This window comes from Bradyrhizobium sp. (assembly GCF_030646015.1).
Taxonomy (GTDB): domain Bacteria; phylum Pseudomonadota; class Alphaproteobacteria; order Rhizobiales; family Xanthobacteraceae; genus Bradyrhizobium.
Genome location: NZ_JAUSLT010000087.1, coordinates 85,324 through 109,723 on the forward strand (window position 1 = coordinate 85,324; position 24,400 = coordinate 109,723).

Sequence of the window (24,400 nt, forward strand, 5' to 3'; positions counted from 1 at the left end):
AGGGGGAGGGTCGGCTCGCATCGAGCGAAGCGAGATGAGAGACGGGGTGGGGTGATCTCTCAGCCCGGGCACCGTCCAAATGGAGAGACTGTCACCCCACCCCGCCGCTCCTTGCAGTCGCGTCGACCCTCCCCCTCCAGGGCAGGGTAAGATTCTCTCACGCATTGCCGCGATCTTCCCGGAACAGATCCAGCTTCTGCTGCACCGGACGGTCCGAGAAACTGAACAGCACCGAATCCACATCCGCCTCATGCGTGACCCACTGCCAGCTCGGCACCACGAACAGATCGCGTGGACCCCACTCGAAGGTCTGGTCGCCGATCCGGGTGCGGCCTTTGCCTTCGATCGCCGCGAATACGGTGGCATCGGTGGCGCGATAGCGCGCGGTCTTGAATCCTTTGGGCAGCAGCTGGATGAAAGTGCCGATGGTCGGCATCGCGAAATCGCCGGTCTCCGGATTGGAGAATTTCAGCTTCAGGCCATGGCAGGCGTCCCACTCGTTGCGGGCCTTGGCCTGTTCCAGCGCCTCGCGGGTGTGGCTGTAGGGATAGTTGAAAATCGGCGAGGTTTTGGAGCTGCGCTTGCCGTCGACCGGCAGCAGATTGTGGCCGTAGCGGCCAAAACTGTCGCCGGGCGGCTTTGTGATCTTCTGCTGGTCTTCCTTGGAATCTTCGGCGAACGACGCGTCGAAGAACTGCACCATCGGGATGTCGAGACCGTCGAGCCAGTACATCGGCTTCGACGTCTCGTTGGAATGGTCGTGCCAGGTCATCGACGGCGTGATGACGAAATCGCCGGGCTCCATCAGCGTGCGCTCGCCATCGACGGCCGTCGCCGCGCCCTTGCCCTCGAGCACGAAGCGCAGCGCCGACTGGCTGTGACGGTGCGCGGGGGCGATGTCGCCCGGGATCACCATCTGCACGCCGGCAAACAGCGAGGTCGTGACCTTCGACTGGCCGCGCAGGCCGGGGTTTTCCAGCACCAGCACCCGCCTGGTGGCTTCCTTGGCCGTGATCAGTTTGCCGGCTTCGGTCATGTAGTCGCGGATGGCGTCGAACTTCCACAGATGCGGCCGGCAGGCGCTCCTCGGCTCCGGCGTGATCAGGTCGCCCATCACGTTCCACAGCGCCGAGAGGTTCTCGCCGTCGATCTTCTTGTAGAACGCCTCGCGTTCCGGCGTCTTCTGTACGGCTTCCATGACGGGCCTCCCGTGGCTCTCTTGACGTGGTTCTCGTTGTCTCGATTGACAGCATACTTACAATATGGATAGCGTCAACGACGCAGTGCAACCGACAAGAAGAATTCAGGGGAGGTTCGTCATGAAGCTGCACGGCTATTTCCGCAGCAGCGCGTCCTACCGGGTCAGAATCGCGTTGAATCTGAAGGGGCTGGACGCCGATCACCTGTCGCACCACCTTCGCAAGGGCGAGCAGCGCGGTTCCGCTTTTCTCGCCATCAACCCGCAAGGGCTGGTGCCCGCGCTGCAGGACGATACCGGCGCGGTGCTGACCCAGTCGCTCGCCATCATCGAATGGCTCGAGGAAACCCATCCGCAGCCGGCCTTGCTGCCGAAGGATCCGCTGCGCCGCGCCAGGGTGCGCGCATTCGCGCAGGCGGTCGCCTGCGACATCCACCCGGTGCAGAACCTCAAGGTGCTGGCGCGGTTGCGCGAACTCGGGCTGGCCGAGGAGCAGGTGACGGGCTGGGCGGCGTGGGCCAACCGCGAGGGCTTGGCTGCCTGCGAAGCCCTGATCGCCAATGAGCCCGGCCCGTTCTGCTTCGGCGAAGCGCCGACCATCGCCGATCTCTGTCTGGTGCCGCAGCTCTTCAACGCGCGCCGCTTCAGCGTCGATGTCTCGGCCTATCCGCGCCTGTTGAAGGCCGAAGCGGCGGCACAGGCCATGAAGGCGTTCGCCGACGCCGCCCCGGACAAGCAAGCCGATGCCGAGTAAACCGGATCCGATCACGATGGACGCGGTTTATACCGCGCCCGGCTATCTGTTCCGCCGGATGCAGCAGATCGCGGTGGCGATCTTCGTCGAGGAGTGCAAGGCATACGACCTGACGCCGGTGCAATATGCCTCGCTGGTTTCGATCCGCACCCATCCCGGCATCGATGCCACACGGCTTTCCGCCGTGATCGCGTTCGACCGTTCCACACTCGGCAGCGTGATCGAGCGGCTGGAAGCCAAGGCCTATATCGAGCGCAAGCCCTCGCCCGGGGACAAGCGGACCAAACTGCTTTATTTGACCAGATCCGGCGCAGCACTACTGCGCGATATCATACCGTCGGTCGAGCGCGCCCAGGCGCGAATACTGCAGCCGCTGAAACCGGCCGACCGCAAAACACTGATGGCGCTGCTGACGCAGCTGGTCGATCTCAACAACGAGGCCTCGCGGGTGCCGCTGCGCGCCGAGGATGCGCTGGAACATCTGGGGAAATCGGGCTGATGGCGTCGGCCCCCGTCATTGCTTCGCTTCGCTCGCAATGACGATTGGGCCACGGCACTCCTTACCTCTCCCGCTTGCGGGGGAGGTCGACGCGCTCGTAGAGCGCGGCGGGTGGGGGCATGCCGCGACGGCAGTGGCTTCTGAAGCACCCCCACCCCGGCCCTCCCCCGCAAGCGGGAGAGGGGGCGCAGCGGTACACGCGGCTACGCCTTCAACAACGCCTGTCTGTCGATCTTCCCCGTGCCCGTCTTCGGCAACTCGTCGAGGAAGCGCACTTCGCGCGGATATTTGTACGGCAGCAGTTTCGCCTTGACGAAATCCTGCAGCAGCTTCGTCGTCTCCGCCGCATCGAAGGCGCGGTCGTTCATCACCACCACCGCCTTCAGTGTCATGCGCCGGTCCGGCAGCTCCGCCGCGAACACAGCGCATTCGCGCACGGCGGGATGCTCGGCGAGGCAGAGCTCGACTTCGAGCGGGTAGACCCATTGTCCGGAGATTTTTATCAAGTCGTCAGCGCGGCCACGGAAGAAGTGGAAGCCGTCGGCATCCCGCACAAAACGGTCGCCGGTGTAGATCCAGCCACCGTCACGAATGGTCTCGGCGGATTTATCCGGCCGGTTCCAGTACAGCGGCGTGTTGGAATCGCCGCGCACCCACAGGATGCCTTCCTCGTTGTCGGCGACGTGGCGGCCGTCCTTGTCCTTCAGCTCGATCTCATAGCCGGGGACGCGCAGGCCGGCGGCGCCGAGTTTTTTCTGCTCGGGACGATTACTGAGATAGATGTGCAGCACTTCGGTCGATCCCAGCCCTTCGACGATTTCGAGGCCGGTCAGCGCCTTCCAGCCGTTGAACACCTCGGCGGACAGCACCTCGGCGGCGGACAGCGCCATCCGCAGCGAGGAGAAATTCGTGGCCGCCGCATTGTCGGCCTTGGTCAGGGACGTGTAGAGCGTCGGCAGACCGAAGAAGACCGAGGGCCGGAAGCGCTCGATCGCCGCAAAGATCGAGGCCGGCCTGGGCTGGCCCGGCAGCAGCAGCGTTGTGGCGCCCGCCGCGAACGGGAAGGTGATGGAATTGCCGAAGCCGTAGGCGAAGAAGATCTTTGGCACCGAGAAGCAGATGTCGTCGGGCGCAAGCTTCAAGACGTTGCGCGCGAAGGCGGCCTCGCTATAGGCCATGTCGTGCTGCAGATGGACGATGCCCTTGGGACGGCCGGTCGAGCCCGACGAGTACATCCAGAGTGCCATCTCGTTACGGTCGGTGTCGGCTTCCGCAAGCTCGGTCGGAAACGCCGGCAGCCAGTTCTCGGCGACGATGGTATTCGCCACGGCGTGAGCGGGTGCTGCGCCATTGACCACGATCAGCGTGCGCAATGCCGTGTCCTTGCAGGCCTCGGCATCGAAGCGCGAACAGAATTCGGCATCGGCGACGGCCACGGCGGCGCCGGAATCCGCGAGGTAGAACTGCAGCAGGTCCGGCGGCGTCAGCGTGTTGATCAAGAGCGGCACGAAGCCGGATCGCACCGCGCCGAAAAACGCCGCCGGATAGGCCGGCGTATCGTCGAGAAACATCAGGATGCGGTCGCCGCGTTGCAGTCCGAGCGACATAAAACCGTGGCCCCAGCGGCAGGCCTCAGTGCAGAGTTCGGCATAGCTGCGCGTCCCCAGCGGGCCGATCAGCGCAAGGCGGTCGCCGCGGCCTTTTGCGAGATTGTCGAACAGGATGCGGCTGGCGTTGTAGGTCTGCGGAATCGTAAAACCGATTTCGCGCGCGCCGGGGCTGTCCGACGGTACCTGGTCGGCGATTTCGGGTGTCATCGGCTGGTCCCGTGCAGCTTCGACGCCTCGTAGCGCGCCATGAAGGCCGGCGACATCGCGCGCAAACGTGCATCGTCGATCCGGCCGGAGCGGGTGATGTAGCTGTAGGCAAAATCCATCAGGCCGAGCTGCATATGCTCGGGGAACTTCTCGTACCAGTCGGCGCTGGTTCGCGCCGCCTTCACCAGCTTTTGCACGATCGGCTTGCGTTCGGCCTGGTAACGTTCGAGCGCCGCGGGAACATCCGTCACCGCTTCCAGCGCCTTGACCAGCGCGATCGCGTCCTCGATCGCAAGCCGCGTGCCGGACCCGATCGAGAAATGCGCCGAGTGCAGCGCGTCGCCGATCAGCACCATATTCCCAAATGACCAGCGCTCGTTCCAGATCCACGGGAAATTGCGCCACACCGACTTGTTCGACACCAGCCTGTGGCCGTCCAGCGTGGAGGCAAATACCTGTTCGCAGATCACCTGCGACTGCTCGATGGTCTTGTCGGCAAAGCCGTAACGCAGCCATGTCGCGGAATCGCATTCGACCAGGAACGTGCTCATGTCGGGCGCGTAGCGATAATGGTGCGCATTGAACGCGCCGAGCCCGGTTTGCACAAAGGTCTGTGACAGCGTCTCGAAGCGTTTTGAGGTTCCGTACCAGGCGAATTTGTTGGTGGAATGCGATACCGATGCGCCGAATTCGGCTTCGAAGCCGCGGCGCACCAGCGAGTTCAGGCCATCGGCGGCGACGATCAGGTCGTAACCATCAAGCTCATCCACCGACTGGATGACCGTGTCGTAGCGCGGCTCGACGCCGACCGCGCGGACGCGCGCCTGCAGGATTTTCAGGAGATCGAGCCGGCCGATCGACGAGAAGCCGACGCCGTCGATCTCGACGCTTTCGCCGCGCAGATTGAGCGTGATGTTCTTCCAGCTCTCCATCCGTGGCGCGATCGCGTCCACGGTGTCGGGGTCGTCGGCGCGCAGGAATTCGAGCGCCTGCTCGGAGAACACCACGCCGAAGCCCCAGGTGGCGCCGGCCGGATTTTGCTCGAACAGATCGATCTGCGCCTCGGGGTGACGCTTCTTCCAGAGATAGGCGAAGTAGAGACCTCCGGGGCCTCCGCCGATCACGGCGACACGCAAGCTCGATCCTCCCTAATCGACAGTATACTTACAATCAGGCGGACACACTAACGCTCGCCGGACATCGGCGCTACCAGAAATATCGGTCAGGACCGGGCCGGCGTCAGGTGCAGCGGCGCACTTTAACGCCGTTCACCACCACGGTTCGGCAAACCACAGCCGGCTTGCGCACGACCACCGCGCCGCGGGCGCCGGCGCAGCCGGCCCGGACCACGCCCCTGGCGCAGACCACCGCATTGGCCTCGGTCGATTCGAAGGTCATGGTTCCGGCAAAGGCCATCACGGCTGCTGCCACAAGCAGAAATGAGCGCATGTTTTCACTCCTGGTTAAAGCGGGTTGCTCCTTCACTTCACCCTCCCCTGGAGGGGGAGGGTCGGCTCGCATCGCCAGATGCGAGACGGGGTGGGGTGACGGTGTCTCAACTTGGACACTGCCGAACGGGAGAGACCTTCACCTCACCCCGCCGCTCATTTCATTCGCGTCGACCCAAGAGCGAGCTTCGCTCGTCTCGGCCCCTCCAGGGGAGGGTAAGAAAGGTGCTTGCGATTTTGAAGGCCGCCTACTTCTTTTCGGCGGCGGTCAAAACCTTTTTGCAGGCCGGCGTGATCTTGTCGCTCTCCTTGGCCAGGCAGGCGATGATCCGTCCGCCGCCGGGTGCTACGCCTTTGCAGAATTTTTCATAATCGCCCATGCAGGCGCTGCGTTGCTCGGCGGTCATTTCCTGCGCGAGGGCCGCTTGCGAGGCGAACAGCAGGGCGGCGGTCGTCAACATCGTGCGTAGCATGGGTCGTTTCCTCTCTTGCGTCGGGGATCACAGGTCTTCGTTGGCTTGCTTCCGGGTCGTGGACCCGCTGTATTGCGGCTTTGAAACCATCGCCGGTCCATGAAGGAGTATCCATGGGGGACATCAGAAACAGGTGGCTTGCGTTCTATTCCGGACATATGGAGCAGGCCTCCAAGGAAATATTCTCTCACGTCGAAAAGGTGATCATCGGCACCTTGATTGTTTCGGCGGGAGCGCATGTCTCGAGCGCCGATCCCGCGATCGAGCTGTTCGGCTATTTGTGTCACAGCCTGGTCGGCCGCGGCGTCGAGCTGTTCGGCGTCATCCTTCTGGTCCTGAATTTCATCGACGGCCTCTACAAGCTGGCAAGGCTGAACTGGCATTTGGCGTACCAGATCGTCATGACAATTCTCTATGTCGCGCTGTCGGTTCGGTTGATCCAGTTGATCCTCGCATTTCGCACCGAATAGACTGCCGCCTGCTTGATCCGGCAGGCCGGAGGCAGCGTCATCTCGGTTTACTGCGCTGCGAACTGGGTCAGCACCTCCTTGCACGCCGGCGAAATCGAGCCCGCCTGCGTCGCCAGACATTGCATGATCCGGCCGCCGCCGGGCGCAACGCCGCCGCACAGCGTGCGAACGTCGCCGCTGCATGCCGACCTCAGGACGAACAATTCTTCGCGCGGCCGCATCGGCCGCAACACGATGACCGCGGGCGCAGCGGCGGGGGCTGCTGCAGCCGTGCCACCGGCGGCAGGCGCTGTGCCGCCGGCTGCGGGTGCTGCACCGCCGCTGGGCGCGTTGACGGCCTGCGCGCAGGGCGCCGAAACCTTTGCCTTGTTCTTTTCCAGGCATTGCAGTGCCGGCGCGCCTCCGGTCGGCACTCCGGCGCAGACCTTCTGATAGTCGGAGCGGCAGGCGCTGCGGATCGCGGCAACCTGCGCATCGGTCGGCTTGCTGGCGGTCGTGCTTGCCGCCGCTTTCGGGGCCGCAGGCGCCGCGGTTGCGGGCTTCGCAGTTGCGGCAGCGGGCGCGGCAGCCGGAGCAGATCCGGCCTTCGGTGCAGCGGCAGGCGCCGTCTCTGCCTTGGGCGCCGCCGCGGGTTCAACCGCGCGCACCGCGCTCTGGCAGCCGGATGAGAGGCTCGACATGTTTTTCTGCAGGCACTGCAGCGAGGCCTCGCCGCCCGGCGGCACGCTGGCGCAATGGGTCTGATAGTCGGCGCGGCATGCGGACCGGATGGCGTTGCGCTGGGCGTCGGTGGGAGCTTGCGAATGGGCCGGTGTCGCCACCATGAATATGGCGGTTACGAGCAGCGCCGCATGTTTTAACGTGTTGATCATTTTAGGAAATCCTTATGCGTTGTCGCCAGCCGCCGCTGCAATGGAAACGAAATTCGGAATGGGTCGAACGAAGAAATTCGGAGGCCCGCATCATTTTCGGTTTCGGGTTCCACTGCAAGAGTATTGTTGCTATTCATGAGTGTCGAAAATTTTCCATCGAACCGAATATTTCCAGAACAAAACACAATTGAGGCAGGGGAATAATGCCGACGCATTCGCCAATATGCACCGGTCCGGCAGACAACTTGCGGCGCGGGGTCACGCACGCCCTTCGCATGACTTTCGTCATATCGGCGTTCGTCGTTTTAAGTGCCTGCGAACAAAATGCTTTTGTGCCGCCGCCGCCGCCGAAGGTGGAGGTCGGACTGCCGACACAGCGCGCCATCACGCGCTACCTCGAAGCCACCGGCAACACCGCGCCGATCAAGAGCGTCGATCTCGTCGCGCGGGTGCAGGGTGTGCTGCAATCGATCAATTACAAGGACGGCACCCCGGTGAAAGCCGGCACCACGCTGTTCACGATCGAGCCCGAGACCTACAAGCTGAAACTGGAGCAGGCGCAGGCCGCCGAGGCCGGTACGCAGGCGTCGGTGAAACAGGCCGAAGCCGACTTCAAGCGCCAGTCGGATCTGGTGCAGCGGCAGGTGGTGTCGCAGGCGACGATGGATAATTCGACGTCCGCGCGCGACAACGCCCAAGCCAATCTGCAGCAGGCCCAGGTCAACACCAGGATCGCGGCGGTCAATTACGGCTATACCAATGTCACGGCGCCGTTCGACGGCGTCGTCAGCGCGCATCTGGTCTCGGTCGGCCAATTGGTCGGCGCATCGTCGCCGACCCAGCTTGCGACCATTGTGGCGCTCGACCCGCTCTATGTGAACTTCAACGTCAACGAACAGGACGTGCTGAAGATCCGGGCCGAGGCCCGGCGCCGCGGCATGACGCCGAGCGATCTCGAGCAACTGCCGGTCGAGATCGGGCTGCAGACCGAGAGCGGTTATCCGCACAAGGGCAAGCTCGACTATGCGGCGCCGACGGTCAACCAGTCGACTGGAACGCTGGCGGTGCGCGGCGTGCTGCCCAATCCGGATCGCGTCCTGCTGCCCGGATATTTCGTTCGCGTCCGCGTTCCCGTCGAGCAACAGGCAAACGCCTTGCTGGTGCCCGACGTGGCGCTGGGCAGCGATCAGGCCGGCCGCTACGTGCTGGTGGTGAACAGCGACAATATCGTCGAGCAGCGCAAGGTGGTGGCCGGGCCGCTGGACGGTGACCTGCGCGTGATCGAAAGCGGCCTGAAGCCCGACGACCGTGTCGTGACGGCCGGACTGCTGCGCGCGATCCCCGGCCAGAAGGTCGATCCGCAGCTGCAGAAGAATCAAGCGCCGCCGGCATCGGCCAAATAGGACCGGTCCATGATTTCGAAATTCTTCATCGAGCGGCCGGTTCTTTCCAACGTCATCGCGATCCTGATGATTTTGATCGGCGGCGTCTGCCTGTTTCGCCTTGCGGTGGCGCAGTATCCCGACGTGGTGCCGCCGACGGTGCAGGTGACGACGCGCTATCCCGGCGCCAGCGCCAAAACCGTGATCGATACCGTGGCGCTGCCGATCGAGCAGCAGGTCAACGGCGTCGAGGACATGCTCTACATGCAGTCCTATAGCGGCGCCGACGGCACCTATTCGCTGACGGTGACGTTCAAGATCGGCACCGATCTCAATTTCGCGCAGGTGCTGGTGCAGAACCGGGTATCGAGCGCGCTGTCGCAACTGCCGCAGGCGGTGCAGAACCAGGGCGTCACGGTAGCGAAGCGGTCGACGGCGATCCTGCTGTTCGTGACGCTGACCTCGCCGAATGCCACCTACGACAGCCTGTTCCTCTCCAACTATGCCACCATCAACATTCGAGACGAGCTGTCGCGGCTGCCAGGGGTCGGCAACGTCACGGTGTTCGGCGCCGGCCAGTATTCGATGCGGGTCTGGCTCGACCCCAACAAGCTGCAGGTGCGCGGGTTGATGCCGCAGGACGTCATCCAGGCGATCCAGCAGCAGAGCCAGCAGGTCACCGCCGGCCAGGTCGGCGCGCCGCCGGTGCCATCAGGTCAGGCATTCCAGTACACGCTGAATGTCAGCGGCCGTCTGGATGACGTCAGCGAATTCGAGAACGTGATCGTCAAGACCGGCACCAGCGGCGACGTCACCCGCGTGCGCGATGTCGGCTGGGTCGAACTGGGGGCGCAGACCTACAGCCAGGTGTTCTCGCTCAACAACAAGCCTTCGGTCGGCATCGGCGTGTTCCAGTCGCCCGGCGCCAACGCGCTCGAGGTCGAGAAGGCGGTCGAGGCGAAGATGGCGGTGCTGGCCAAGGCATTTCCGCAGGACATCAAATACGACACGCCGTTCGACACCACCAAGTTCGTCTCGGAATCGATCAAGGAAGTTTACAAAACGCTGATCGAGGCCGGGCTGCTGGTGCTGGTCGTGATCCTGATCTTCCTGCAGGACTGGCGCGCGATGCTGGTGCCGGCCACGACCGTGCCGGTGACCATCATCGGCGCCTTCGCGGCGATGGCGGCGCTCGGCTTCACCATCAACATCTCGACCCTGTTTGCGATCGTGCTCGCGATCGGCATCGTGGTCGACGACGCCATCGTCGTGGTCGAAGGCGCCGCCCACAATATCGAGAAGGGCATGTCCGGCCATGACGCCGCGATCGCGGCGATGGATGCGCTGTTCGCGCCGATCGTCGGCATCACGCTGGTATTGATCTCGGTGTTCCTGCCGGCGGCTTTTCTGCCGGGCCTGACCGGCAAGATGTACTCGCAGTTTGCGTTGGTGATCGCCGCCACCGCGCTGCTCAGCGCCGTCAACGCCGCCACGCTGAAGCCGACGCAATGCGCGCTGTGGCTGCGCCGGCCGGTGCCGCCGGAGCAACGCAACTGGTTCTATCGCGGCTTCAATGCGGTCTACGACCGCGTCGAGCGCGGTTATGCCCGACTGATCGGCCGACTGGTCGCGCATAGCGGCGTGTCGGTGATGGCTGCGCTGATCCTGATCGGCATCGCCGGCTGGGGCCTGTCGCGGGTGCCGACCGGCTTCATTCCGATCGAGGATCAGGGCTATCTGCTGGTCGCGGTGCAGCTGCCCGATGGCGCAGCACTCGACCGCACCCAGAATGTGATGAAGCAGGTCAGCGATCTCGCCAGCACGACGCCCGGCGTAGACCAGGTGATCACCATCGCCGGGATCTCGGCGCTCGACAATTCGTCGAGCCTCGCCAATGCCGGCGTCGCCTATCTGATCCTGAAGGAGTGGAGCGCGCGCGGTCCGGGACAGGACCTGCGGTCGCTGTTCGTCGGATTGAACGAGAAGATGTCGGCGATCCCTGAAGCCCGGATCCTGGTGGTGCCGCCGCCACCGATCCAGGGCATCGGCAACGCTGCCGGCTTCGCCATGCAGGTCCAGCTGCGCGACGGCAATGCCGATTTCGGCAAGCTGCAGGCGGTCGCCGGCGCCATCGTTGCGAATGGCCAGTCGCAAAGCGCGCTGCAGCGTGTCAGTTCCTCGTTCCGTTCGATGGTGCCGCAGCTCGATGTCGAGGTCGACCGGGTCAAGACCCAGACCCTGCATGTCACTACCGACCAGATATTCTCGACGCTGTCGTCCTACATGGGGTCGAGCTTCGTCAACCAGTTCAACAAGTTCGGCCGCACCTTCCAGGTCTACGCGCAGGCGGATGCGCAGTTTCGCCTCAACCCGCGCGACATCGAAAAACTGATGGTGCGCAACTCGCAGGGCGAGATGATCCCGCTCGGCACCGTGGCCAGGATCACGCCGGCGGTCGGCCCGTCGCTGATCAGTCTGTACAACCTCTATCCGTCCGCGACGGTGATCGGCCTGCCGGCCACCGGCTATAGCTCCGGGCAGTCGATGGCGCTGATGGAGGAGATCGCCGCCAAGACCCTGCCGCCCGGCGCCGGTTTCGAGTGGACCGCGATGTCGTACCAGGAGAAGGTGGTCGGCGGCCAGATCTACTGGGCGTTCGGTCTGGCCTTGCTGCTGGTGTATCTGGTGCTGGCCGGACAGTATGAAAGCTGGTACGCGCCGATTTCGGTGATCCTGGCGGTGCCGCTCTCATTGCTCGGTCCGATGGCGGTGCTGACGGGATTGCGGATCGAGAACAACCTCTACACCCAGATCGGCATCATCCTGTTGATCGCGCTGTCGGCCAAGAACGCCATCCTGATCGTCGAGGTGGCGCTGGAGCTGCATGTGCGCGACCGCAAACCGTTGATGGAATCCGCGATCGAGGCGGCGCGGGCACGATTCCGTCCGATCCTGATGACGTCGTTCGCCTTCATCCTCGGCGTCGTGCCGCTGGTGCTGGCGACCGGCGCCGGCGCCAGTGCCCGCAAGTCGATCGGCATCACGGTATTTTCCGGCATGATCGCCTCGACCTGCCTCGCCGTGCTGTTCGTGCCGACGTTCTTCGTCGTGGTGCAACGCTTCGAGAACTGGCTGGCGGGCCGGAAGAGCGAAGCGCCGGCGCCGGTGGTGTCACCAAGCGTTACGCATTAGGGCGTCGAACAATCTCCGCCGTCGTCCCGGACAAGCGAGCAAAGCGAGCGCCGATCCGGGACCCATACGCCGTGCCGTCGCGTTAGGGCACCGCGTCAGGTACCTTTTTCCACGATCACCTCCGCGGAGTATGGGTCCCGGCTCGGAGGCCGGGACGACGGGTTGATGGAGCGCGCCCTACACCTTCACCATCCGCTTGCCGCGGTTTTCGCCGGCCAACAGTCCGATCAGCGCCTTCGGCGTGTTCTCCAGGCCGTTGATGACGTCCTCCTGGACTTTCAGCTTGCCGGAAGCGACCCAGGATTGCAGGTCCTTCAGCGCCTGATCGCGCTGGTCCATATAATCCATCACGATGAAGCCCTGCATGATGAGGCGTTTCACCACGATCAGGCCGGGCACGCCGCGCGGCCCGGTGGCCGAGGGAACGCCGTCATATTGCGAGATCGCGCCGCAGCAGGCGATGCGGCCGCGATTGTTCATCAGCGCGAGGCAGGCTTCCAGTATGTCGCCGCCGACATTGTCGAAATAGACGTCGATGCCCTTCGGTGCCGCGGCGCGCAACGCCTTGAACACCGCGCCGTCCTTGTAGTCGACCGCGGCGTCGAAGCCGAGTTCCTTGACCAGCCAGTCGCACTTGTCCTTGCCGCCGGCGATGCCGACGACGTGGCATCCCTTGATTTTCGCGATCTGGCCGACGATCGAGCCGACCGAGCCGGCCGCAGCGGAAACCACCACGGTCTCGCCGGCCTTCGGCTTGCCGACGTCGAGCAGCCCGAAATAGGCGGTGAGGCCAGCGATGCCATAGACGCTAAGCAGATGCGTCATCGGCTCCAGCTTCGGCATCTTGCTCAAATGTTTTGCCGGCACCGCCGTAAAATCCTGCCAGCCGGTATCGCCGAACACGATATCGCCGGCGGCGAATCCCGGCGCCTTCGACGACACCACTTCGGCGATGCCGCCGCCGGCCATCACGGTATTGGCCTCGACCGCCGCGCGGTAGGTCGCGCCGTGCATCCACGCCCGGTTGGCGGCATCGAGCGAGATGTAGCGCACCTTGAGCAGCACCTCGCCGTCCTTTGGTTCGGGGATGGCGGCCTGTGTCAGTTTGAAATGCTCGGGCCCGAGCTTTCCGGTGGGCTTTTCAACCAGAAGGATCTGGCGATTGACTGTCTCGCTCATGGCGCACTCTCCCTGACATGCGGTTTCCCACATTATGCGTTGGGTTCGACGCCAGAGCAAATTCACCGTCAGAAGAACTTCAAATCCTCCGCGCGGCCGCCTCGCGCAACGGTGGCATATTCGATCGCCAAAAACAGTCCGCCGGCCACGTATATCTTTCGCTTCCGCTCGGCAGCGAGCTGCTGGCTCATTGCCACGGCTTCAGCGACCGTCGCCGCCATGCGAACATCGGCTTGCGGATTGACCTTGCGCACTGCGCTCGCGATGACGGCTGCGTCGGCGCCCTTGTGGTGCGCACGGGTGCAGATGATGGTGCCGAAGGATGGAGCCAGCGCGCCGACGATCTCGTCGGCCTTCTTGTCGCTGGAAATGCCGATCACGAGGATCCAGTCCTCCGCGCCATGGATTGCCTTGAGACCGGCCAGCGACTGTCTGACGCCGTCGGGGGTATGGCCGACATCGACGACGGTGAGTGGGTCAGGCTTGATGGTTTCAAGCCGGCCGGGCCAGCGCGTCTCGCGCAGGCCAGATCGCACGGCGGCCTCACACCCCGCGGTATCGGCCCCGGGCCGCACTCGCCGCAGCCACAGCAGGAATACGGCAACCGCGATCGCGGCATTGTTGAACTGGAATGCGCCGAGCAGGTTCATTTCCAGCGCCCGAAAATCGTAGGCCCCGAACCGGAAATCGAATTGCTGCCGTGATGCGGTAGCGGTTTCGCCGCCGATTGCGATGTCGTCGCGGACAAAGTGCGAGGTCACCTCGCGATGGCGGTTATATTCGATCAGATGCGACCGCAAGGTCCGGCAATTCTCGCCATAGACGATGGTGCCGCCGGCAGCGCAGGCGTCGCTCTTGTCGGAGGCTATCAACTCGAGCGAATGGCCGAGCAGTGCGACATGCTCGTAATCGACCGAGGTGACGCAGGTTGTGAGCGCGCCGACCAGGCGCGTCACATCGTAGCGTCCCCCGATGCCGGCCTCGAACACCGCGAAATCGCATGCGGTCTCCTGAAAATGCAGGCAGGCCAGCGCGAACAGGGCTTCGAAGCCGCCGAATTGTTCGTCGCGCCGCGCCGCGATCCTGGCGATCGCGGCTTCGGTCCGCGACGCCAATCGCGTCAGATCGGCATCGCCGATCTCGACGCCATCGACCTGAATCCGTTCGTTGAAACGGTAGAGATGCGGCGAGGTGAACAATCCCGTGCGCAGGCCATAGGCGCCGCCGATGCTGGCGCAAAATGCCGCGGTGGAGCCCTTGCCGTTCGAGCCGGTGACGACCACTGAGATGCGCGTCAGCCGTGCGCGATCGATGGCGAGCTCGTCCAGCAGCTCGGCCATCCGGCCCAGGCAAATGCCGTTGCCGAATTTCGGAAGGTCAAACACTACAGCAGTCCCATCGCGGAAAAGGTGTGATGCCAGATTCTCAGGATCAGGTCGCCGCGACCGGATTGCTCGAGTAGACGGATCGACGGGTTGGAATTGACCTCGATCACCTGCATCGCCCCAGGCTTGCCACCGATACCGGTAAACAGGTCGATGGCGGCGACGCGCAGCCCGAGCGCCCGCGCTGCCTGCCTCGCCAGCGTCAACGCGGCCTCGGAAGGTGGCGCTTCGAGCAACATCGTTCCCCCGGCGCTCAGGTTCATCCGCCCGGGAATCTCCCAGCGTTCGTCCGCGGGCAGCACGGCGTCGAACGCGGCGTCGGTTTCGATGCAAACCGGCGACAGGCCGCGCGATTGCAGGCCGTCATTATGCGCGCTCAGGAGGTCGCGAATGCGGCTGGCGCCATCGCCGACAATCGAGGGCGGTTGCTTGCGCGCGGTAAAGAGAACCTCGTCGTCGAGCAGGAAAACCCGATACTCGTTGCCTGCAACGATCGGCTGCATCAGGATCGCGTCGTAATATTGCGCGACCTCACCGAGATATTTTATCAGCGCGTTCCCGTCATGCAGGGCCTGCGCGAAGTCGCCGCGCGATCCCGTCAGCGGTTTGACGAAGGCCGAGCCGCCGAGTTTCGCAAAATTCGCCAGCGCATCCTCGCGCTCATGCCCAGCCGGGCGATGGGCGCGGTGCCGGTCGTGCAGAAAGAAGTATTCGCCGCCGAGTGCGGCGACGCCGGCCTGCGCCAGAATCCGGCCCGCGAAATACTTGTCGGACGCCAGCGTCGAGGCGGTGGCGCTGTTCTGCGGATACCATGAACATCGTCCGGCGCCGAAATGGAGGCTTCGGTTCGCCGAACCGACGCTGAAGACCAGCCCCGTCCCGGCGTCGATGTCCGTAAAATCAAGGCCGAATTCGGCGCAGGCGTAGGCCGCATAGACCGATTGGTCCGGGTAATGGCTCGGCTTGCCCGATCGGAATTCCCTTAGGTTTCGCATGCAGTATCCGGCGAGCTGGCATTCCATTTTGGTGTTTTTATCTTTAACGATGTTTCCGGCCGCGCGGGGCAATTTACTGCCGGATCGACACCTATTTCAGCAAGTTAATTGCGCCTGCGTCGTTTGCACGATGCCAATTTCCTGAACCTGTTTTGCAGATGGATCGACTGTCATTGTGAGCGCGCAATTGCGCTTGAAGGCTGGTTGACTATCTCTCGTATTGGCGTAGGTGAAACGCCAGATCACCCATCATTGCAGGGGTTTTTAGCCTCTTTCGGGGCCAAACAACTCGTTCGTTCCAAAGCAAGCCGTCAGGAAAAACGAAATCACATGAGCGCATTCCATCGAGAGAAAGTTCTTTCTGTCCGGCACTGGACCGATACGCTTTTCAGCTTCACCGCCACCCGCAATTCCGGCTTTCGATTCCAGAACGGCCAGTTCGCCATGATCGGGCTGGAGGTCGATGGCCGCCCGTTGCTGCGCGCCTACTCGATGGCGAGCGCCAATCACGAGGAAGCGCTGGAATTCTTCTCGATCAAGGTCGCCGACGGCCCGCTGACCTCGAAGCTGCAGAAGATCAGGGAAGGCGATACCATCCTGGTCGGGCGCAAGGCGACCGGCACGCTGATTTCAGACAATCTGATTCCGGGCAAGCGCCTGCTGCTGCTGTCGACCGGAACGGGGCTGGCGCCGTTCGCGAGCCTGATCAAGGACCCCGACGTCTACGAGCGGTTCGAGAGCATCGTGCTGGTGCACGGCTGCCGGCAGGTCTCCGAGCTCGCCTATGGCGAGGAGCTGGTCGCGAGATTGCGCGATGACGAATTGTTCGGGCCGCTGCTGACGGAAAAACTCTCGTATTATCCGACGGTGACCCGGGAGCCGTTCCGCAACCGTGGCCGCATCACCGACCTCATCACCTCGGAGCAACTGTTCAACGACATCCACCAGCCGCCGCTCGACATCGCGACCGACCGCATCATGATGTGCGGCAGCCCCGGCATGCTGGAAGAGCTGAAGGTGATGTTCGAGACCCGCGGCTTTCTCGAAGGCAGCCACAGCGAGCCCGGCCATTTCGTCATCGAGAAGGCGTTCGTCGAGCGCTAGTTAGCTCTCGTTGTCCCGGACGCGGTGCAGCGCCACTCTTCGGCGCTGCATCGCAGAGCCGGGACCCACAGCCACCGCTGTCAATCTTGCGACAGCTTTGGCGATGGCCTGGCGCAACAAACTACCATCGGTGGCTACGGGTACAGCCCGTCATTGGCGAGCTATCGGGCGCGTTCGCGTGACCCGTTGGCTTCTCTCCAGGACGCTCCTGTCACATTGCACTGCAACAACATTTCAAGCGCCGCCGCCTGCGCGGCCTGACGCATTGATTCTCCGCCCGCTATTTCGGTAGCCTGCCGTGAAACGGTCCACCGTCATATCCGTAACCTGTAACGCCTGCTATCGTGTACAGCATTGTTCTGAAGTTCGATAAGGCTCAAGGCCGACAATAATAATTTGGCGCATGCGCCGGAGGGGTCCCATGGAAACGCTGATGCTTCCGTTCTCGCCGCGCTACATCGTGCTGACGATTTGCGCCGTCGTCACGGCATTGCTCGTCACTATCGGGATAGTCGATGCCAAACTCAAGGTGTGGGAACTGGTCGCGATTCCGATTCTGATCTTCGGCGGCCTCACATTGCTCGGTATTCGTGACCTCCTGCAGGAGAACCACGCGGTTCTGCGCAACTATCCGATCTCGGGGCATCTGCGCTTCCTGCTCGAGGAGATCCGGCCGGAGATGCGCCAGTACTTCTTCGAGAGCGAGAAGGACGGCATGCCGTTTTCCCGCGACACCCGCGCCGTGATCTATCAGCGCGCCAAGATGCAGCTCGACAAGCGGCCGTTCGGAACGCAGGAGGACGTCTACAAGGAAGGCTACGAATGGATGCACCATTCGATGGCGCCCAAGACCCATGCCAGCGAAAAATTCCGCATCACCATCGGCGGTCCGGATTGCACCAGGCCGTATTCGGCCTCGGTGTTCAACATCTCGGCGATGAGCTTTGGCGCGCTCAGCCCCAACGCGGTGCGCGCGCTGAATGCCGGCGCCAAAAAGGGCGGGTTCGCGCATGACACCGGCGAGGGCGGCGTCAGTCCCTATCACCGCGAGAACGGCGGCGACATCATCTGGGAAATCGGCTCCGGCTATTTCGGCTGCCGCAACCGCGACGGCACCTTCAATCCGGAATTGTTTGCGAAAGTCGCCGCCGACGACCAGATCAAGATGGTCGAGCTCAAGGTCAGCCAGGGCGCCAAGCCGGGGCATGGCGGCGTGCTGCCGGCGGCCAAGGTCTCCCAGGAAATTTCGACGATCCGGGGCGTCGCGATGGGCGAAGACTGCATCTCGCCAGCGTATCACAAGGCATTCTCGACGCCGCTGGAAATGATGGCCTTCATCGGCGAGATGCGGCGGCTGTCCGGCGGCAAGCCCGCCGGATTCAAACTGTGCATCGGCCATCCCTGGGAGTTCCTGGCGATCTGCAAGGCGATGCTGCAGACCGGGATCTATCCGGATTTCATCGTGATCGACGGCAACGAGGGCGGCACCGGCGCAGCACCGCTGGAGTTCATGGACCATCTGGGCATGCCGATGCGCGAGGGCGTCAATTTCGTCCACAACGCGCTAATCGGCATCAACGCGCGCGACCGCATCCGGATCGGCGCCGCCGGCAAGATCGCGACCGCGTTCGACATGGCGCGCGCGATGGCGATCGGCGCCGACTGGTGCAATTCGGCGCGCGGCTTCATGTTCGCGCTGGGCTGCATCCAGTCGCTGAGCTGCCATACCGACCGCTGCCCGACCGGGGTGACGACGCAGGATCCCTCGCGCAACCGCGCGCTGGTGGTGCCGCACAAGATCGACCGGGTGTATAATTATCATCACGCCACCCTGCATGCGCTGGCGGAGCTGCTTGCCGCCGCGGGCCTCGAGCATCCGCAGCAGATCCGGCCGATCCACTTCTCGCAGCGGACCTCTACCACCGAGGTGCTGACATTCGCGCGGCTCTATCCATCGCTTCGCCCCGGCGAGCTGATCGATGGCACCAGCGATCCGCGCTTTCGCGAGGCCTGGGCGATGGCGCGGGCGGAGTCGTTCGCCGCAGCGGGGTAGGGGATTACGCCGCAGCGCATCGCCCTCAACGGGCCAGCGGCGTCGCATATCCCGCGACCAGCTTGACCAGATCGGCTTGTCGCTTCACCCCGGTCTTTTCGAACAGGCGGTTGACATGCGTCCTGACCGTCGTGTCGGCGACGCCGAGCGCGGTGGCCACTTCGGGAACGCCGCCCACCTCGACGATGGCCAGCAGCACGCGCAGCTCGGTCGGGGTCAATTTGAAGGCCTTGCCGATGACTTCGGAACGCGGCGGCATCGCCAGCGCGGCCCTGCGAACGAACAGCGCCTCCACGGCCGTGTAGATGATGCCCGCGCGGCGCCGTGCGCCCGAGGTCAGCGGCAAGGCATGGGCGACGTAACGCTCGCCGTCCCTGCCGATCAGCGGCACGGCGATCCCCCTGGTGCCGAGGGCCGCGTCGCCCTGATCGGCGGCGGCGAATACCTCGCGCAAGGTCTGGTGCGCCTGCGCATCGCAGGCCACCAGGCGGCCGGCGACATCGCACAGGATGTCGCCGGCATCGAGCATGGCTTGCCCGGCGAGGTTGGCGTGAATGATTCGTCCGTTCGCATCGACCAGGCACAGCCCGGCATCCAGCCCGTCGAGCGTATCGGCGAATGTCCCGGCCTCCGCGATCTTCAGATCGAACATCCTGGCGATCATGACCGCGCGGCGGAGGTGGGGAGCGATCAGGCGCATGTGATGGCGCGCTTCGTCATCGACGAAGCCGTTGCGCTCGTGGCGGAAGACCCCGAACATGACCACGCTCGCCGCCGATTTGTCGAGGACGGCGCTGACGAAGTCGATGATTCCCCGCGGCCGCGCCCATTGCTGATAAAATCCGGTCGCGGCGAGTTCATCGTAAGGCAGCAGATCGGCGGTCGCGACCGGCTCTTCGATGTCCGCGATGAAGTGCCCCACCGCGGCAGGGTATATCTGGCGAAACAATTCGACCGGCAATGGCCAGGCAACGCCGAAGCTGCGGGTTACCATGACATGCTGCGCATCGACGTCCTTGCAGAACAGACCCGCTCCGACGCCGTCCACGAACCAGGTCACCCTTTCGATGGCATTTTCACAAAGCGATTGATCGATGGCGGCATCGTAGACCAGGCTGATCAGATCGCTCAGCTGTTGACGATCATCGCGGCTGGTTGTCGAGGCAGCCGGTCCAGAGACCGGTCGCAGACGAGACACCTTGTTCATTCCAAAATTTCCCCGGAAGCGCCGCAGCCAGGCGCTGGTTCGCGAGCGACGCCCTGCGAGCGCGGTGTTCGAGCAGGTCCATCCGATGGAGCCGCATCGTTCATATACGTCGATCGGACGAAAGACGCATCCGCCGATCGGAGGATGGCGGATTTCCGAACGCGATACGTGGCTCGGGCTGCGATCCGCGTTTTCGCCAGTTAATACTGCACCACCGATCGCACGCCGATCACCACCGCATTCCTGATCGGTTCGGTCGGCGATCTCGGGTCGGGCACGTTCCCGCCGGGATGGAAAATGAGATGGGCGGTGGGATAGATGGTCCAGCCCGGAACGATCGCGGCGCCATAGGTGAATTCGAAAGAGAGCTCATAATCGCGCAACGGCGCCGGCAGGCCGGTGAACAAGCGTGTATCGCGATCGAGCCCGCGTGCCCGGTCGGACATGTGCGAGTAGAGAAATGAGGCGCCAAAGACGTCTGCCGGGCGCGACGGCAGCATGCCGGCAAAGATGATGCCGGCGTCGAGATAGAAGTCGTTCAGGCTTCGATCGGACGGACTGTATACAGCGCGGCTGAACATCGCCACGCCGGAATTCACATCGCCGCCGGGCGGCCGGTACAATTGCTGGTCGATGACGGCATAGATCCCGTCATTGCCGCGCAGCCGGCGCGCGATGCCGGTGCTGAGCGGGCTTGCCAGCGAATGGCCGGCAGTGTCGAAACGCAGATCGTCGAATGTGCCGAAGTGATGCCATCCGCCAAGGCGGATGCCGCCGGCAAGGCCAGTCGAGTTGGCATCCTGGTTGTAGCGGTATTGAAACTCGCTTATTACGAAGGGCGGATCGTTGACGCGAAAGTTGAGGCCGTAGCGGTTGCGCAGTTCGGGATCGTTCAGGCCGGGGCCGGCCGGATCGCCGTTCAACACCGAGAGCAGGAACGTCGTTTGCGGCGTCAGATCGACCTTGAGCCGAAGGCCGGGCGTCGACAGCGGATAGGCAGCGCCGCCGCTTGGAATGTTGACCGCCGGATTGGTAGGCCAGTCGCTGGAGAGGAAGAAGCTAAAATACTGGCTGAACAGGAATTCGGTATCGACCACGAGCTGGCCGGCGCGAATGCTGGCCATGCCGCCGAGAAAGGTCTGTTGCAGCCACAATTCGGAAAGCCGAATGGTCCGCAGTGCTTCGATATTGCTGATGGTGTTGAGATTGCCGACCAGGTTGCGTCCCGGTCCGCCATCGCCCTGAAGGTAAAAGATGTTGCTAAACAGCGTCAGGCCGTCCCAACCGGCAAGCTTGCCGAAATCTATTCCGAACAGTGCCTCGAACTTGCCGCCGAAGACGGCGGCACGGTTGATGCCGCCCCGGAGGTTGGCGAGGCCCTCGGTCGTGTACACGAATCCGAAGGTGACGCCATGTCGGGCCAGCCAGGCCCGGGTGCCGAAAGGATCGCCGTTGTATGGCAGGCTGCTGGCAATCGACAGCCGGGGCGCAACGCCTTTCTGGGCGTCGAGATCGGCCAAGGGAGCCTCGGTGTCCTGCTGCGCGAGGGAATGACTTGCCGCCAGCAAGGCCGCGCCCGCAGCGAAAAGTCCCCAGCCCCTGCGCGCCATCGGTTTCACAGCACAAATTCCATTCGCAATCCCCGGCGACTCCTCTCGTTATCTCACGCGCGCCTGGCGAGCGCGATGAGATCGAAGGGAGGCCGGCAGATCGACCCAACACGAGCTGCGAATTATTCGCAAGAAAGTTTGGGAATGAGACCATCGAATGACATTCCGCCGTGACAGGCGTGCAACAACAATAGCCGGGTCGACATCGAATCGGAGCGAACCGGCCTTTCAAAAAAGTTGACCCGCCCGGGGGGACAACCGGGCGGGTCGGGTGCGACACGGGGTGGATGAGGCGCCCGTGCCGGACGCAGTATCCACGGTCAGAGCGGTTGCGAATGCGCGCTCTGATTCAGTCGATCAGTAATTGCAGGTGCGGATGCGGCCGATGTAGTTGCCGTAGGCGTCGAACTGGCGAACGAAGCCGCAGCGGCGATAGTCGTCGTAGTAATAGCCGGGGCTCGAAGCAGCGATCGCGGTGCCGATGACGGCGGCGCCGAAGATGGCCGGTCCAACCCATTTCGGGCCGGCCTGGGCCTCCGTGGTGGAAGACGCGATGCCGCCGGTGACGGCGAGGGTGGCGAGAGCAAGGGCAGCAATTTTGGTCTTGATCGACATGGGAAACTCCATCCGGTTGAGCGCGGTACCGTTGTGGTCCGCATGCCCAGTTGGACGGAGGGTCCTCGAATCCGGTTCGAGTTACCCCTCATTAAATCCGGGTAATGATTATTCTGTAGTAATTACAGTTAATTAGACGGGAAATTGCTCTGCCTGGCAATCGACAGCGTCGCCGGGTCGAACTTGTCGACATCGGCGAGCAATTCGCAAAAGGCATGCGCACCGTGATCGAGCAGGCGTTCGCCCTTCTCCGCGGTGGCCAGGGTGGCATCGCCGGCAGCACCACTGGGATGCAGGTCCTGGGCCTGCCACGCGAACGGCACCGGCCGGTGCGCCGAAAGCCAGCGGTATTGCTTTTCCATCGCGATGCTACGGGGCCGGAAATCGGCAACCGCGTCTTTGCGCACATGCTGCGGATAGCGCGCCAGCATGATCGAGGTCTCGACCGCGCCGCCATGGATGCCGTGGCGCAGCTCCTCCGCCGGGAACAATCCCTCGGGCGTGCCGAAGCGCGACCAGCTCGTCGTCACCGCGAGAAGTCCGTGATGCGCGCGCAGATCCTGCGCGACAAGGCTCATCGCAGCACTATTGCCGCCATGGCTCGTGACCATCACCAGTTTCCTGATCCCGGCGCGCGCGACGCTCTCGCCGAGCCCCATCCAGGCCTTCAGCGCCACCCCGGTCGGCAGCGTCAACGTGCCGGGATAGTGGATATGTTCGGTTGAAATCCCGACCGGCTGCACCGGCAGGAAGGTCGCGGGAATGCCTGATGGTAGCAATTCACGCACCCGGGCCAGATAGGCCTCGCCGATCATGACGTCGGTCCCAACGGGCAGATGCGGACCATGCTGCTCGGTCGCCGCCAGCGGCAACACCGCGATCCACCGCGCCGCATCGACGCTGGAAATCAAGGGCCAGTCGATGTCGGTCCAGTCGCGTGGCGGAAGCGGAGAAGTCATCGAGGGAGACGTTTCTTCAGGTCGATTTGCAGGGTAGTTTGCTGGGGAGTTTGGTAGTCATTCCCGGGGGTGTCATGTCCCCCGGGGAAGTCCATTGCCTCCCATCATGGGCCAGAACGATCGACGGAGTCCAACCATGAGCCCGGCCTTTTTGCCGCGAGCGTTAACCGCAATCCTGCTGGCCCTGACCGCGGCGGTCGCGCCGGCAATGGCCGAGACGCTGGACAAGGTCTCGTTTGGCACCAACTGGGTGGCGGAGGCCGAGCACGGCGGATTCTTCCAGGCCGCGGCCGACGGCACCTACAAACGATACGGGCTCGACGTCACCATCGTGCCCGGCGGCCCCAACGACAACAACCGCATGCTGCTGATCTCAGGCAAGCTCGACTTCTTCATGGCCGCGAACACGCTGATGTCGTTCGATGCGGTCGCCAACAATGTACCGGTCGTCGCGGTCGCCGCCATCTTCCAGAAGGACCCCCAGGTCTTCCTCACCCATGCCGATTCGAAGGTGGCAAAACTCGAAGACCTCAAGCCGCTGACGCTGTTCGTCTCCAAGGAGGGGATCTCCAGCTATTTTCAATGGCTGAAGTCCGAATATGGCTTCAGCGAAAGCAAGGTAAGGCCCTACACCTTCAACTCGCAGCCGTTCATTGCCAACAGGCTGAGCGCGATGCAGGGCTACGTCACCTCCGAACCCTACGCGGTCGAAAAGGCCGCCAACTTCAAGCCCGGCGTCATCCTGCTGGCGGATCACGGCTACAGCGCCTACTCGACCCTGATCGAGACGCGCCGCGACCTCGTCGACAAGAAGCCGGATCTGGTGCAGCGCTTCGTCGATGCCTCCATCGTCGGCTGGTACACCTATCTGTACGGCGACAACGCGCCCGGCAATGCCATGATCAAGAAGCTCAACCCGGAAATGACCGACGAGTTGATCGCCTATTCCATTGCCAAGATGAAGGAATACGGCATCGTCGATTCCGGCGACGCGGTAAAGGACGGCATTGGCGCGATGAGCGATGCGCGCGTCGGCAGCTTCTTCGACAAGATGGCGCGGGCCGGCGTGGTGAAGCGCGACATCGACTTCCGCAAGGCCTATACGCTCCGCTTCATCAACAAGGGCGTCGGCCTCGATCTGCGGCCCAAGAATCAATGAACCAATCAATGAACTAATCAGTGAATCAG

The 24,400-nt window shown here is 63.4% G+C and carries 21 protein-coding genes; 8 read left to right on the forward strand and 13 right to left on the reverse strand.

Features of this window, described 5'->3' with window-relative positions; genetic code table 11:
• Window positions 1–157: 157 nt before the first annotated feature.
• Window positions 158–1,198 (reverse strand): gentisate 1,2-dioxygenase, encoded by a 1,041-nt coding sequence (gtdA, locus tag Q7T45_RS13625; RefSeq protein WP_304871456.1) that lies wholly within the window; start codon window positions 1,196–1,198, stop codon window positions 158–160.
• Between the two features lie 121 nt (window positions 1,199–1,319).
• Here gtdA and maiA point away from each other — a divergent pair, with 121 nt between their 5' ends.
• Window positions 1,320–1,952, forward strand: coding sequence for a maleylacetoacetate isomerase (gene maiA / locus Q7T45_RS13630; protein ID WP_304871457.1), 633 nt, complete (start codon window positions 1,320–1,322; stop codon window positions 1,950–1,952).
• Window positions 1,942–2,451, forward strand: a complete 510-nt coding sequence (locus tag Q7T45_RS13635; RefSeq protein WP_304871458.1) for a MarR family winged helix-turn-helix transcriptional regulator — start codon at window positions 1,942–1,944, stop codon at window positions 2,449–2,451. Before maiA ends, Q7T45_RS13635 begins: the two co-directional genes overlap by 11 nt.
• A gap of 203 nt (window positions 2,452–2,654) precedes the next feature.
• Here Q7T45_RS13635 and Q7T45_RS13640 read toward each other — a convergent pair whose 3' ends face one another.
• From Q7T45_RS13640 to Q7T45_RS13655, 4 genes are all read right to left on the reverse strand, one after another.
• Window positions 2,655–4,268, reverse strand: coding sequence for a benzoate-CoA ligase family protein (locus Q7T45_RS13640; RefSeq protein WP_304871459.1), 1,614 nt, complete (start codon window positions 4,266–4,268; stop codon window positions 2,655–2,657).
• On the reverse strand, window positions 4,265–5,404 hold the full coding sequence (locus tag Q7T45_RS13645) for an FAD-dependent monooxygenase (protein WP_304871460.1): 1,140 nt from the start codon (window positions 5,402–5,404) through the stop codon (window positions 4,265–4,267). Before Q7T45_RS13645 ends, Q7T45_RS13640 begins: the two co-directional genes overlap by 4 nt.
• 103 nt (window positions 5,405–5,507) lie before the next feature.
• Entirely contained in the window at window positions 5,508–5,717 is a 210-nt protein-coding gene (locus Q7T45_RS13650; RefSeq protein WP_304871461.1) for a hypothetical protein, read from the reverse strand.
• 247 nt (window positions 5,718–5,964) lie between these two features.
• On the reverse strand, window positions 5,965–6,189 hold the full coding sequence (locus Q7T45_RS13655; RefSeq protein ID WP_304871462.1) for a cysteine rich repeat-containing protein: 225 nt from the start codon (window positions 6,187–6,189) through the stop codon (window positions 5,965–5,967).
• Between the two features lie 113 nt (window positions 6,190–6,302).
• Between Q7T45_RS13655 and Q7T45_RS13660 the strand changes: the two genes are divergently transcribed.
• A complete protein-coding gene (locus Q7T45_RS13660) occupies window positions 6,303–6,659 on the forward strand; it encodes a hypothetical protein (RefSeq protein WP_304871464.1) in 357 nt (118 codons plus the stop codon).
• 47 nt (window positions 6,660–6,706) lie between these two features.
• Here the strand turns inward: Q7T45_RS13660 and Q7T45_RS13665 are convergent, their stop codons facing one another.
• Complete coding sequence (locus Q7T45_RS13665) at window positions 6,707–7,531, reverse strand: cysteine rich repeat-containing protein (RefSeq protein WP_304871465.1); 825 nt, start codon at window positions 7,529–7,531, stop codon at window positions 6,707–6,709.
• Between the two features lie 275 nt (window positions 7,532–7,806).
• On the opposite strand from Q7T45_RS13665, the gene Q7T45_RS13670 reads away from it, so the two are divergent.
• Both Q7T45_RS13670 and Q7T45_RS13675 read left to right on the forward strand, forming a co-directional pair.
• Window positions 7,807–8,934, forward strand: coding sequence for an efflux RND transporter periplasmic adaptor subunit (locus Q7T45_RS13670; RefSeq protein ID WP_304871466.1), 1,128 nt, complete (start codon window positions 7,807–7,809; stop codon window positions 8,932–8,934).
• A gap of 9 nt (window positions 8,935–8,943) precedes the next feature.
• Window positions 8,944–12,105 (forward strand): efflux RND transporter permease subunit, encoded by a 3,162-nt coding sequence (locus Q7T45_RS13675; RefSeq protein ID WP_304871468.1) that lies wholly within the window; start codon window positions 8,944–8,946, stop codon window positions 12,103–12,105.
• 177 nt (window positions 12,106–12,282) lie between these two features.
• On the opposite strand, the gene Q7T45_RS13680 is transcribed toward Q7T45_RS13675, so the two are convergent.
• The 3 genes from Q7T45_RS13680 to Q7T45_RS13690 form a co-directional block, all read right to left on the reverse strand.
• Window positions 12,283–13,284: an NADP-dependent oxidoreductase gene (locus Q7T45_RS13680; protein ID WP_304871470.1), complete on the reverse strand. Its 1,002-nt coding sequence runs from the start codon at window positions 13,282–13,284 to the stop codon at window positions 12,283–12,285.
• A 68-nt stretch (window positions 13,285–13,352) separates the two neighbouring features.
• A complete protein-coding gene (locus Q7T45_RS13685) occupies window positions 13,353–14,669 on the reverse strand; it encodes a folylpolyglutamate synthase/dihydrofolate synthase family protein (RefSeq protein ID WP_304871471.1) in 1,317 nt (438 codons plus the stop codon).
• Window positions 14,669–15,664 carry a RimK family alpha-L-glutamate ligase gene (locus Q7T45_RS13690; protein WP_304871472.1) on the reverse strand — a complete coding sequence of 332 codons (996 nt, stop codon included), beginning with the start codon at window positions 15,662–15,664 and terminating at the stop codon, window positions 14,669–14,671. The genes Q7T45_RS13685 and Q7T45_RS13690 overlap by 1 nt, the downstream gene beginning before the upstream one ends.
• A gap of 330 nt (window positions 15,665–15,994) precedes the next feature.
• Here Q7T45_RS13690 and Q7T45_RS13695 point away from each other — a divergent pair, with 330 nt between their 5' ends.
• Both Q7T45_RS13695 and Q7T45_RS13700 read left to right on the forward strand, forming a co-directional pair.
• Window positions 15,995–16,768: a ferredoxin--NADP reductase gene (locus Q7T45_RS13695; RefSeq protein ID WP_304871473.1), complete on the forward strand. Its 774-nt coding sequence runs from the start codon at window positions 15,995–15,997 to the stop codon at window positions 16,766–16,768.
• 421 nt (window positions 16,769–17,189) lie between these two features.
• The gene (locus Q7T45_RS13700) at window positions 17,190–18,821 is read left to right on the forward strand and encodes an FMN-binding glutamate synthase family protein (RefSeq protein ID WP_304871474.1); all 1,632 of its coding nucleotides are present in this window, start codon (window positions 17,190–17,192) and stop codon (window positions 18,819–18,821) included.
• A gap of 25 nt (window positions 18,822–18,846) precedes the next feature.
• Here the strand turns inward: Q7T45_RS13700 and Q7T45_RS13705 are convergent, their stop codons facing one another.
• From Q7T45_RS13705 to Q7T45_RS13720, 4 genes are all read right to left on the reverse strand, one after another.
• Complete coding sequence (locus tag Q7T45_RS13705) at window positions 18,847–20,028, reverse strand: helix-turn-helix transcriptional regulator (protein WP_304871476.1); 1,182 nt, start codon at window positions 20,026–20,028, stop codon at window positions 18,847–18,849.
• Window positions 20,029–20,228: 200 nt separating this feature from the next.
• Window positions 20,229–21,638 carry a carbohydrate porin gene (locus Q7T45_RS13710; protein WP_304871512.1) on the reverse strand — a complete coding sequence of 470 codons (1,410 nt, stop codon included), beginning with the start codon at window positions 21,636–21,638 and terminating at the stop codon, window positions 20,229–20,231.
• Window positions 21,639–21,995: 357 nt separating this feature from the next.
• Window positions 21,996–22,253, reverse strand: coding sequence for a hypothetical protein (locus tag Q7T45_RS13715; RefSeq protein WP_304871477.1), 258 nt, complete (start codon window positions 22,251–22,253; stop codon window positions 21,996–21,998).
• A gap of 128 nt (window positions 22,254–22,381) precedes the next feature.
• Window positions 22,382–23,212 carry a creatininase family protein gene (locus Q7T45_RS13720; protein ID WP_304871479.1) on the reverse strand — a complete coding sequence of 277 codons (831 nt, stop codon included), beginning with the start codon at window positions 23,210–23,212 and terminating at the stop codon, window positions 22,382–22,384.
• A 136-nt stretch (window positions 23,213–23,348) separates the two neighbouring features.
• Here Q7T45_RS13720 and Q7T45_RS13725 point away from each other — a divergent pair, with 136 nt between their 5' ends.
• The gene (locus Q7T45_RS13725; RefSeq protein ID WP_304871480.1) at window positions 23,349–24,371 is read left to right on the forward strand and encodes an ABC transporter substrate-binding protein; all 1,023 of its coding nucleotides are present in this window, start codon (window positions 23,349–23,351) and stop codon (window positions 24,369–24,371) included.
• Window positions 24,372–24,400: the final 29 nt, after the last annotated feature.